Annotated in this window: 11 protein-coding genes; 2 read left to right on the forward strand and 9 right to left on the reverse strand. The window is 40.4% G+C overall.

The window, feature by feature from the left end; translation table 11 throughout:
* Positions 1 to 529 precede the first annotated feature (529 nt).
* A complete protein-coding gene (locus F7734_RS60745) occupies positions 530 to 706 on the forward strand; it encodes a hypothetical protein (RefSeq protein WP_166481947.1) in 177 nt (58 codons plus the stop codon).
* Between the two features lie 91 nt (positions 707 to 797).
* Here F7734_RS60745 and F7734_RS16590 read toward each other — a convergent pair whose 3' ends face one another.
* The 3 genes from F7734_RS16590 to F7734_RS16600 form a co-directional block, all read right to left on the reverse strand.
* Positions 798 to 2,393 carry a glycosyltransferase family 39 protein gene (locus F7734_RS16590; protein ID WP_155745730.1) on the reverse strand — a complete coding sequence of 532 codons (1,596 nt, stop codon included), beginning with the start codon at positions 2,391 to 2,393 and terminating at the stop codon, positions 798 to 800.
* A 69-nt stretch (positions 2,394 to 2,462) separates the two neighbouring features.
* Entirely contained in the window at positions 2,463 to 4,061 is a 1,599-nt protein-coding gene (locus tag F7734_RS16595) for a glycosyltransferase family 39 protein (protein WP_155745731.1), read from the reverse strand.
* Between the two features lie 467 nt (positions 4,062 to 4,528).
* Entirely contained in the window at positions 4,529 to 5,482 is a 954-nt protein-coding gene (locus tag F7734_RS16600) for a Rieske (2Fe-2S) protein (protein WP_155745732.1), read from the reverse strand.
* A 118-nt stretch (positions 5,483 to 5,600) separates the two neighbouring features.
* Here F7734_RS16600 and F7734_RS16605 point away from each other — a divergent pair, with 118 nt between their 5' ends.
* On the forward strand, positions 5,601 to 6,248 hold the full coding sequence (locus F7734_RS16605) for a TetR/AcrR family transcriptional regulator (protein ID WP_166481948.1): 648 nt from the start codon (positions 5,601 to 5,603) through the stop codon (positions 6,246 to 6,248).
* Between the two features lie 91 nt (positions 6,249 to 6,339).
* Here the strand turns inward: F7734_RS16605 and F7734_RS16610 are convergent, their stop codons facing one another.
* Genes F7734_RS16610 through F7734_RS16635 form a run of 6 tightly spaced genes read right to left on the reverse strand, consistent with a single transcriptional unit; the run spans position 6,340 to position 10,949 of the window.
* The gene (locus F7734_RS16610) at positions 6,340 to 6,876 is read right to left on the reverse strand and encodes a hypothetical protein (RefSeq protein ID WP_155745733.1); all 537 of its coding nucleotides are present in this window, start codon (positions 6,874 to 6,876) and stop codon (positions 6,340 to 6,342) included.
* Positions 6,877 to 6,914: 38 nt separating this feature from the next.
* Positions 6,915 to 7,172 (reverse strand): hypothetical protein, encoded by a 258-nt coding sequence (locus F7734_RS16615; protein WP_155745734.1) that lies wholly within the window; start codon positions 7,170 to 7,172, stop codon positions 6,915 to 6,917.
* Between the two features lie 7 nt (positions 7,173 to 7,179).
* Positions 7,180 to 7,878: an urea ABC transporter ATP-binding subunit UrtE gene (gene urtE / locus F7734_RS16620; protein WP_155745735.1), complete on the reverse strand. Its 699-nt coding sequence runs from the start codon at positions 7,876 to 7,878 to the stop codon at positions 7,180 to 7,182.
* Between the two features lie 28 nt (positions 7,879 to 7,906).
* Positions 7,907 to 8,659, reverse strand: a complete 753-nt coding sequence (gene urtD, locus F7734_RS16625) for an urea ABC transporter ATP-binding protein UrtD (RefSeq protein WP_155745736.1) — start codon at positions 8,657 to 8,659, stop codon at positions 7,907 to 7,909.
* Positions 8,634 to 9,755, reverse strand: a complete 1,122-nt coding sequence (gene urtC / locus F7734_RS16630; RefSeq protein ID WP_155745737.1) for an urea ABC transporter permease subunit UrtC — start codon at positions 9,753 to 9,755, stop codon at positions 8,634 to 8,636. The genes urtD and urtC overlap by 26 nt, the downstream gene beginning before the upstream one ends.
* Positions 9,756 to 9,788: 33 nt before the next feature.
* The gene (locus tag F7734_RS16635) at positions 9,789 to 10,949 is read right to left on the reverse strand and encodes a branched-chain amino acid ABC transporter permease (RefSeq protein WP_166481949.1); all 1,161 of its coding nucleotides are present in this window, start codon (positions 10,947 to 10,949) and stop codon (positions 9,789 to 9,791) included.
* Between the last annotated feature and the right edge of the window lie 185 nt (positions 10,950 to 11,134).

Genomic DNA, 11,134 nt, shown 5'->3' on the forward strand with positions numbered 1-11,134 from the left:
AAAGCATATACAGTGACCGGTGACCAGCGAGCGGTGACCAGTAAATCTCTATATTTAAAGGTAGGGATTTGAATAATGAAGCGATTTCTTGTTTTTTCTATAAATGAATTTTGACGCTTGTACCACTTTACTTTTGGTCAAAATGCAGCTTTAGAAAGTGTGTGTATTTACATTACTTATTGTTATTTTTAAGTATTGTAAATTTAGCAATGCTATTTGATTAGTTAAATACCCGTAGGTAGGGTGATGCCGCATAAAAGTTATGTGTGGTGAGCATTGCCTACCCTACACTTAAAATTTTTTATGTATTATTTAGGATTGCTATAGAACCCAAAGGTGAGATTCCCGACTTCTTCATGAAGTCGGGAATCTCAACTCACTCATTCTGCCTATAGTAAGAGTAAGAAACTTCTATATTAAATTTACTTTATGTAAGTAAGAAGAAATATAAAATCTTTTTTTAAGCAATCGGAGAAATTTTGCTTCACAATAGTACTTTGTACCCCGTTAGTAACAAGGAGCATTCCCTATGAACTTAATGGACGGTTTACTTCTGACACTTATCAATACAGTAGCTTGCCTTGTTTTTCCGAAGCTAGTGTCTGTCATTCTTGCCAAGAAAAGCAATTCTACTGCATCCAGTCCAGTGAATGTGACTACAAATGAAACAGGTTCCGGGGTACCTAATTTTTCTCAGGTATCATAAGAGCGGTTTTTCCATATGTACCCATCAATTTTGACCAAATGAGCGGGAGGGTGCATATGTTAATCCCCGCTCACTGCTCACTGGTTACTGCTCACTGTTTCTTAAGTTGCCACAGTCTTCCTGGTTTCAAGGCTTCTACTAACTGACCTTGCTCTGACCTCAGCTTTTTGATAAATTGACCGGAAGGTCGGAATAAAAAAGGCTCTGTGTTGCCCAACAGTAGAGATGTGACGTTTTCTAGTTGCGGGGGTTGGCTCAACAGCACCAGTGAAACATTATCTTGCAATAAGTAGCTTAAGGAAATTAATTCACCTGTATTTGTGAAATCATCGCCAATCTCGCTAATGACTTTTGGAGAAGGTGAAGAGTTAATGTATCGTGCAACTTCAGCGTTATGATAGCTTAAATCTTTGTTCCACCACGTCTCAGAAAAACCACTCACCGTACAGGATGCGATCGCGCCTGCACTTAGAAGTACCATAATACCCTGCCACAGTTTACGCCCTTGTATAATATGAGTCCCTAGGAGGTATGCAACCGCTAGTTGTATCCCAGGATAGCAAGAAATGAGGTAGCGGCTAACAGCAGAACGTTTTCCTCCTAATAGGAAATCTGGCACCGCCAACAGTAGGAAAGGCACGAAGATGGTAGTGATGATAAATAACCAAGTTGCTTTAGAAGTGCGATGGCAAACTTGATAAATCCCTAAGCCAATGACTGCAATAACGAGCGTTCTAGAAACGTAAGTCCAGATATTATTAAATCCAAAATCTAAGTCTAGCAACAACGAACTAAAGCTAAGAATCCAGAGTTTAATTAGGTAGAGAAACTCTTCTTTAGATTTAGTCCAACTTGTTGTAGCAGCCGCACGTTCGTAATTAGTAACCAACACGACTATCCAAGGGCTAAATAATACCAGAGAACTGGCGATCGCAAGGAAAAATTGCTTAATACTTTTATAGTCTATACGGTAGAACTTCCTCTCAGCTTGTATTTTCTGGAACGATACTTTTAACAGCAATACATAAACCGTATGAGCAATAGTTGTTAAACCAAAAAAGGGATGGGTGTAAAAACCCAAAGCACTAGATAAAGCGTACAGACTCCAATTTCTTAGTGTGGGTAAGCGCAAAGCTTGTAGGAGGGTAAAACTACTACCAATGACAAGAGTTGTTAACAAACTGTATTGTCTTGCTGTCTGAGCAAACAATATATCAAAAGGAGATAGAGCCAACAGTACTGTTGCCAGTATTGCTACAATTGGTGAAGCAAAAAGCTCTAGCCCCAAAGCATACATTAAAGGCAATCCCATCAAGCTAAACAGTAAGGGTAGAACACGTGAAGCTGTTAAGGAACTACCAAAAGTTTGCATCCAAAACCGGGCTATCAGAAAGTATAAAGGTGGATGCTGGGGGTCTTCAAGAGCTAGAGATTTAATTGTGTCTTCTGCAGTACTTCCTAATTTAGGGCGTTGATACTTCTGTAACTCTGTAGCGGGAATTATGCGATTTTGAAAAAGTTCTTTGTCAATTTCGTCACGAGTGAAGCCTGCAGCCCTTATGGATGTATAGACTTCATCATGCCAGTAAACTTTGTTATGAAGATTAAACAAGTGAAAAAATATACCTACCACCAACATGGCGATAGCGAAAAACTTAAACCATTTTGGAGTTTTGTTATTTGTCATTTGTCATTTGTCCTTTGTCTTTTGTCTTAACCAATGACCAATAACTAATGACTTTTGACCAATTCACTTTCATTGTGACTTTCTACTTAATTTCCAAAATGTGTAAGATTTATAACTATATAATTTACGGGTTTTGGTATTATACTTTTTTTCTATTGTCTTGCGTAAGCTGGTTGAAGGGTTGAGTAAAAAAACATCAGTAAATTCTTTGGGAAGTTTGGGAAGCGCTTTACCCCTTACCAACAGAAAGCGGGCTTTTGGCTGAACAAGATAGCTAAGAGAAAAGGTATTTCCAGAATGACTGCTAGAAGCATGGCTTATTAACAGGGGACGGTAAGATTGATTGATAATTTTAGCAATTTGTAGATTACCATAACTTATGCCTTTACTCCATAAAGTTTCTTTGTGGGAAATGACCGCACAGGAAGTAACACCACTCAAAATAATTACAATTAAAATAATTTCCCATATCTTGCGGCGTAAAATGTTACCATTGTAGAGTTGAGTTGCCAACAGATATGCAACAGCTAATTGGATACCTAAGTAAGAAGGCATCAAATATTGTTCAGCAGTTGACCGTATTCCTCCAAACATTAAATCTGGTAGCATGAGGGGTATTGCTGGTACAGCAATTAACAGTATAATAAATAACCAGATTTTTGGATGAGTTGTCAGACAAAGAATATAAATTGCGTATCCCGCTCCTATAAAAAATGTTAAGGTCACCAAATAACTGAATGGATTTTCAATTCCAAAATCTAAATCTAAAAAAATACGGCTCAATTGAATGAGCCAAGCTTGAAAGAGAGGCAACAGGGATAATTTAGATGATGACCAACTTGTTGTTTGATGAAATTGAAAGAGATTTGTGAGTATAATTAATATCCAAGGAATAAAGCTAAAAAACCCTGCTAAGGATGCAAGCGTGTAAGCTTTGACTGTTCGAGTCCACTGAAATTCTGCTGTTGCAGTAACATAAATTCCATGAGCAACTGCAACAAATCCACTTAATAAAGATGTGTAAAGACTGAGTGTTAAGGTGACTGTATAGAGTCCCCATACATAAATGTAGTCTTGCTTGTGTTCTCCTGTAGTTTCAAGTCGCAATGCTCGCAGCAGTGATGCACTCGATACTAAAATTGTGACCAGCCATAAAATATATTCTTGTGCTTCTTGAGCGTAAACAAGATGGATTGGGGAAATAGTTGTGAGTGCGATCGCAACGTGGGGAACCGATAGCGGTACAATGAATAATTCTCGGCAAAGCCAATAAATACTGGGAAAGACTAGTAAACTGACGATAGCAGAAAAACTGCGGATTGTTGCCACCGAAGTGCCAAAAAGTTGACTCCACACTCGTATGAGTAAGTAATACAAGGGTGGACGTTGAGGGTCTTCAATTGCTAAAGATTTGAGTGTATCACCTAAACCTTTTTCAGAATTGAGGCTTTGAAACTTATCAAAAGCTTCCTTTTTGATGACACGACCGTTAAAAATTTGTCGTTGAACTTCTGTAGATGTGTATCCTGAAATACGTAATGAAGTCCGGGTTTCATCGTGGGAGTAAACCTTGGTATCAAGATTATAGAAACGAAAGAATATACCGATAGCAAACACCGTTATAATTAGAAACCGCAACCAATAAGGAGCGAGCTTGATTTGCCGCATAAACAGCTTCTTGATTAATTTGCCTGGGGTGACGAGAGTGAAAGACTTGAGGAAATTGCAGTTGCGATAAGCGAAGCTTAACGGAAGATAGCCGTATCGCCAATTGTACTTCGAAACGTGTAGATATAATAATTTGGCGATGGTTATTTCACTATTATCTTTATAAAGCATTTTGTCAAGTTTTGTAAAATTCCTAACTCAATCTTTAGACTTAGACGTTTGCATGGGGGATTTTGCTTTGAAATCAGCTTGAAATAAATAATTGTTTTTAAGTAGGTGTAATAAGTTAAAAATTAAGGAACCGCAGATGCACGCAGATGTACGCAGATAAATATGTACTTCATAAAGGATGAGAAGCGCTATAGATGCTGTGGATCGCGATAATAGTATCTACCAGGCGGTGTTAGCCGATCGAAAAGCGCTCGCCAATCTTCAGGAGTAGTAATGCCAAGTTGCTGTCATACCTGCTACCATTCACGATAAAGCTTCTCAGCATACATCATCACCTCTTCGTTTGGCAGTCTGATTTTGGCGGGTTGGTAAGGATATCGAGTTTCAATCGCAGTAGAATCTTGTTCCACAACCACATCAATGGCTTTTAGCATTGATTGGCGCAAAAGCGGTTTTATCCAGGCAGATTTGAACTTAGCGAAGATTAACTCATAAATCTTAGTTTGATTTTGTTGCTGTGGATATTGAACAACAACCTGGGCAAATGGTCCAGATCCTGTTTCAGCATAAAGAATCAGAACTGAAGGAAAAAAATACTCAACCGTACTCTTGAGAATCTTTGGTATTGCAAACAGAACTGGATTGCTTAAAAGTTCTCTGACTGAGTTATTAGCTCTGGTACTTTCCTGCTTTACCTTGTACCAATAACCATCCTTGACAAATTCAGTCATGTGATTTTGGACAATTTGAAATAACTGCCGATGCGTTCCGTTTTGATGATTGAAATCAGAATTAATCAGCCAAGTGCTTAAGAAATCTCCTTGGATGGTTTTGTCTCCAGCAATACCGACAAAATCATATTCAGATGCAATTTGCTTAACAATGTCAGGAATGCCTGTACGCGGTTTGCAGTCATCATATGTCCAAATACAGTCACCAATCACCGTAAGTTTAAGCGGTTGAGCGAAAGGCTGTGTATCCCTCTTACCTTCTCGGTGCAGCTTTCCTTCACCATCAAACTCTAGTGCATGGAATGGACAAGTGATGGTATCTCGCTCTTTGCAAATCCAGCCATTAGACAGTGGAGCTTGCATATGAGGACAAACGTTGTTCAAAGCAAAAATTTCACCGCGATCGTTCTGCCACAGAGCGTAGTCTTGACCATTTAGCGTCACCTTATGCGGTTGATTTACCCCTAACATTGAGCGATGAGCAATGAGCCAGGGTGCTCCTGGCAAAATGTGAGTCATGAGTTGAGCTTTTATAACTAACTATATTTTCAGTCAGTATCTACTGATTGAAAGTCATTTGTCAATTACTGACCGAATTTTCAGTTAGTATTGGTTCTACTGGTATAAGAGGTTAAGCGTGAGTTTTTCAAGCACTTCAAAGCAAAAGTCAAAAAAGCCAAGACAAGTTCGTGATGCAGAGGCAACTCAGGCAAACATTCTAGATGCTGCCGAAGAAGAGTTTGCCCGTTATGGTTTGGCTGGTACGCGAATTGATGCCATTGCTGCCCGAACAGGTGTTGTGAAAGCCATGATTTATTACTACTTTGAGAGCAAAGAAGGGCTTTACCAAGCTGTGATGCAACGGATCGGAGCCGAGTTGGATACGGCATTTCAACAGTTTGCTGAAGAACATTTACCAGTCGAAGAAGCCCTAAAAGCATCAATTCGTGCTGGCATTGCTTACGGAGCTGCTTATCCGCATCGTGGAATGCTGTGGTTTTATGAAGCCATCCAAAACCAGGGGCAATACGGACAGATGAGTGGTTGGCAGAAAAGTTTCTGGAGTATGACGACAATTTTAGAACGCGGAATGGCTGAAGGTGTGTTTCGATCGCTCGATCCATTTCTGACAACCATCAACATTTTAGGGGTTTGCACTTTTTACTTCAACGCTCATGAAAATCTTAAGTACCTCGATCCGACGCGGCAACTTTTAAGTTCAGAGATGATTGAGCGACAGGCTCAAGAAGCCATTGATTTGATTTTGGCTGGAATCAAAGCTTGATACGGCAACAGACTTCGCGTTCGGGATAATGTCTTTGGTTGGTTCAACCACTGTGGTCTCTTTACCTAAAAATTGCTATAAAAAACTAAGGTTAGGATTGGATAGCAAACAATTCGTCAAGTTTATCTCTCAGTTCAGAAGATACTAGTAAAGGTTTGTAAACTTCCCCTTCATAAGGTTTCCAGAGGTAACCAGAAGTAAAAATTCTGAAGCCGATAGGACAATTCATTTCTTGCCATAAAGCTTTACTCAACACCAGCCCAGAAAAATTTAAATTGGTGTTACTATTTGTTGATAGTAGTTCACTGTAGGTTCTAAATTCATCAACTTCTACACCCACTAAAGCATAGCGAAATGGAGGTGCGGAGTGCAAACGTTGATATAAAAGTATGCCGATTTCAGTCATCTGATAAGCATCCTCAGGAGTAGTAATGCCAATTTGACTAACACCACTCGGATAAACTCTAACCCACCAGTTATCTTCACTGTCTTGAAAAATTCCAGTGTTACATTTTGACTCTACTCCACTCTTCAACTGCCAGGAGATTTGATGAAAGTGTTTTGCAAAGCTTTCTGCATCTTCTAGAAGAGTACCACATTCAGTCGATAAACTAAAAATAAATGCCATAGTTACTTAATTGTCTATTAGTATAAAATTATATTTGTTTAGAAATTATGGCTAAGTACTTTCTCCCAATAATTTTGTGTGTTTGCTAGGGCAGCCTCATACTTTTGTAACAGCATCGTCTGTCTTGGCATAATACTAACGTGAATTGTTGCAAAGAACGTAAACAAATAGGCAGAGTATCGAGCGATGCATTCCCATACAGAGCCACCGCATCGAGAAATCTCAGAAAAACGTTGGATTGTGGCTCCCGAAGTGCCAAAAAATTTTGCCCACACTCGTATTAATTGCTCTGACATCGTTCCATCAAACAGCTAAAAAGCGTTGAATCACATCCTGGCTCAATTCATTGGTTAAACCAGAAGCAACAATGCCGCCTTTTTGCATCGCGTAATAGTAATCGGCTTGGCGGACAAAATGTAAATGTTGCTCGACTAACAAAACAGAAATACCAGTGGTAGTAACTATGCTACGGACTGCAGCTTCAATTTCCAAGATAATTGAAGGTTGGATACCTTCGGTAGGCTCATCCAATAAAAGTAATTGGGGTTGTCCCATTAAAGCACGAGCAATAGCGAGTTGTTGTTGCTGTCCACCACTTAAGTCACCGCCCATCCGCGAAAGCATTGATTTCAACACGGGAAATAGGCTAAAAATTTCTTCAGGAATTTCTGGATTTTTTCTTCTACTAAGTCTCGCTTCTAATCCCAACAGGAGATTTTCTTTTACTGTCAAACGGGGAATAATTTCTCGTCCTTGGGGAACGTAAGCAATTCCCAGCTTTGCCCTTCGATCTGGAGATTTTGAATTTATCAATTCTCCTGCAAAGGTTATTGTGCCATGGCGGGGTTTGAGTAACCCCATAATTGTTTTGAGGAGGGTGCTTTTACCTACGCCATTGCGTCCAATTAAGCACACCATTTGCCCCATTGGTACGCTCAAATCTACATTGCGTAAAATGTGGCTTTCGCCGTAGTAAACGTCAAGGTTAGAAATTTGCAGCATCGAAAAGTTTTTAGTATAAAGTTTAATATTAGTTGCTGGCGACAACTTGTCCTAAGTAAACTTCAATGACACGCTTGTCGTTTTGTACTTCTTCAATAGTGCCTTCACATAACACGGAACCTTCATGCAAAACTGTTACTTTCCGAGCAATTTGACGCACAAATTCCATGTCGTGTTCAATGACTAAAATTGAATGACTCTGTGAGAGCGTTAATAGGAGTTCCCCTATATTGTAGGTTTCTTCATCTGTTAAACCAGCAACAGGTTCATCAACAAGTAATAAATCGGGAGATTGCGCCACTAACATCCCAATTTCCAAGCGTTGCTTTTCTCCATGAGACAGAGAACTCGCTCGTCTATTTGCTTTATCAGCTAAGCCTATAGTTTCTAATAACCCTGTAATGCTCTTCTTTTCAGCAGTACTGGAAGGCTCGAACAAAGTAGAAAAAACATTTTTATTGCGGTTAGTGCTTAGTTCCAAGTTCTCGCGAGGTGTTAAGTTGAGATAGATTCGAGGCGTTTGGAATTTCCGCCCAATTCCCCGTCTGGCGATTTGATGTTCTGATAAAGAATGCAAACTTTTGCCTTTGAAAAAAACTCGTCCTTCCGTTGGTTTTACTTTACCCGTAATCACATCCAGAAATGTCGTTTTTCCAGCACCGTTGGGACCAATAACGACTCGTAATTCACCTACATCCATGCTAAAATTTAGTTGATTGAGTGCCTTAAAGCCATCAAAACTAACTGTGAGGTTTTTAGTTTCTAAGATTTTGGCGTTCATGCTGCACCTCGGAATTTTCTTCTAGGCTGGGATAAGTAGCAATTTGCTGGCGGCGTTTGAAAAGCTGAATTCCTGAAGTGCGGAACCACCCCACTACCCCATCAGGAAGAACAGTAACAACTATCAAAAATAACGCCCCTTGGAAAAATAGCCAAATTTCGGCAAATTGTTCGCTTAAAAAAGCACGGGCATAGTTGACTAACAATGCTCCTAAAATGGCTCCGATTAAAGTAGCACGTCCTCCTACCGCTACCCAAATCACCATTTCAATGGAAAAGGCAATATCCATTGCTCTAGGTGAGACAGAACTACTTTGCAAAGTATACAATGCTCCTGCTATACCCGCGATCGCACCCGAAACTGCAAACACTAACACTTTAAAATCTGTCGGATCGTAGCCAGAAAAGCGCACTCGACTTTCGTCATCACGAATTGCTATTAACAACCGTCCAAAACGCCCGCTTGTCAACCAACGGCAGAGTGCATAGGTAGCTGCAAGAAACAATATCGTGAGGCTATAAAAAACAAATTGGGTGTTTGTATCGCTAACTGTTGCTCCAAATAAAGTTGTAAAATCAATTAACCCATTTGTACCGTTGAACAACCCTTGTTGACCGTTAAAGAAGTTAAAAAATACAATCGTTGCGGCTTGAGTCAAAATAGAAAAATACACACCGCGAATCCGGTTGCGGAACACCAAATATCCCAGTAATCCTGCAAGTATTGCGGGAACCATGACAACAGCTATAACTGCAAAAGGGAACGAATAGAAAGGTATCCAAAACCAGGGGAGTTCCGTGACACCATAAAGCCCCATAAAATCAGGTAACTCTCCTGGAGGAACTTGCAATTTCAGATGCATGGCGATCGCATACCCACCCAAACCAAAGAAAATCCCGTGTCCCAAACTCAGCAACCCAGTGTAACCCCAAATCAAATCGATCCCCAAAGCAACAATAGCAAGCGACAAAAATCGCCCCAATAAATTCAGCCGAAACCCCGAAAGCACAACTGGTACAATCGAGATGAGGATGAGAGCGATCGCCACCACCACTCCCACCTCAATTAAAATCAACCTTCCTCCCTTCCCTCTCATTCTCTGCGTCCTCTGCTTCTGGTGTGGTTCAATTCATACATCAACAGTACGACCTTTCTGAGGAAAAATCCCCCCAGGCTTCACCTGTAAAAACACAATAATCAGCGCAAACACCGTTGCCTTTGCCATACTTGTTGTTGCAAAGAACGCAAACAGATCCGCTAGAGGTTTAACAGGAGTCAACAACGAAGCCAAAGTTGCAGAACCAATCAAGTAATTCGCCGTACCAATTCCCAATGCTGCCACAATAGTTCCCACCAGGTTCCCCACACCACCCACAACAACAACCATAAAAGTATCGATAATGTAGTTTTGCCCTGTATTTGGACCCACCGAACCGAGTAAACTAATGGCACAACCAGCCACACCAGCCAATCCCGAACCCAATGCAAAAGTAATTGCATCAACTTTTTGAGTCGGAATGCCCAAACAAGCGCTCATGCTGCGATTTTGCGTGACAGCGCGAATCCTTAATCCCCAATGAGAGCGTTGCAAAAATAGGTAAATTCCCGTTACACAAAGAATCGTTAAAGCAATAATAAATAATCTCGGATAAGGCAATTGCACGCCGAGCAAAGATATTCCATCTTGCAACCAACTAGGAGCAGTGACATCCAAATTTTGAGCACCAAACCAAGGTTGAGTCATTGCTAACTTATAAGTTTCGCTCAAAAACTTACCAGTTGCGATAGCCACCCCCACTGACAGGAACAAGATCGCAGCTACAACCAAAGAACGAATTCTGCCAAAACCCGTGCGCCTCTTTAAAATCCACAAACCGCCAAAAAACAACAACAGAAACAGGGCGATGCCAATGACAAGCACCGAATTCACACTCCGAACAAACTGCTGCAAAATTAAACTCACACCCCAAGTTGCCAGTAAAGTTTCTAAGGGACGCCCGTAGAGATATCGAATCACCCCCCGTTCTAGCAGCCATCCCACAGCAGCCGTTAGCAAAAAAGCTATAATTAGGGCAAAAAAGATATAAATTTCAAACCATACTCCACCTAGTTGTTTGCAACCATTTTGCACAACAAATGTTGTGTATGCTCCCAACATCATCAACTCGCCATGTGCCATGTTGATAACGCCCATGAGTCCAAAGACAATAGCCAATCCCAGCGCTGCAATTAATAACACAGCACCAATACTAATACCATTAAATACGGCTTCCAAAAACCCTGCAAACACTTTTTCCTCCTTAATTGTTAGTTGTTAGTTGTTAGTTGTTAGTTGTTGGTTGTTGGTTGTTGGTTGTTTTTTACTACTAACCACTAACCACTAACCACTAACCACTAACCACTAACCACTAACCACTAACCACTAACCACTAACCACTAACCACTAACCACTAACCACTAACCACTAACCACTAA

The sequence above is a fragment of the Scytonema sp. UIC 10036 genome, assembly GCF_009725235.1.

Coding starts and splice junctions, on each gene's coding strand:
- F7734_RS16615 (WP_155745734.1), bottom strand. CDS start 7,172: ATGTCAGAGCAATTAATACGAGTGTGGGCAAAATTTTTTGGCACTTCG.
- urtD (WP_155745736.1), bottom strand. CDS start 8,659: ATGAACGCCAAAATCTTAGAAACTAAAAACCTCACAGTTAGTTTTGAT.
- urtC (WP_155745737.1), bottom strand. CDS start 9,755: ATGAGAGGGAAGGGAGGAAGGTTGATTTTAATTGAGGTGGGAGTGGTG.
- F7734_RS16595 (WP_155745731.1), bottom strand. CDS start 4,061: ATGCGGCAAATCAAGCTCGCTCCTTATTGGTTGCGGTTTCTAATTATA.
- F7734_RS16610 (WP_155745733.1), bottom strand. CDS start 6,876: ATGGCATTTATTTTTAGTTTATCGACTGAATGTGGTACTCTTCTAGAA.
- urtE (WP_155745735.1), bottom strand. CDS start 7,878: ATGCTGCAAATTTCTAACCTTGACGTTTACTACGGCGAAAGCCACATT.
- F7734_RS16590 (WP_155745730.1), bottom strand. CDS start 2,393: ATGACAAATAACAAAACTCCAAAATGGTTTAAGTTTTTCGCTATCGCC.
- F7734_RS60745 (WP_166481947.1), top strand. CDS start 530: ATGAACTTAATGGACGGTTTACTTCTGACACTTATCAATACAGTAGCT.
- F7734_RS16600 (WP_155745732.1), bottom strand. CDS start 5,482: ATGACTCACATTTTGCCAGGAGCACCCTGGCTCATTGCTCATCGCTCA.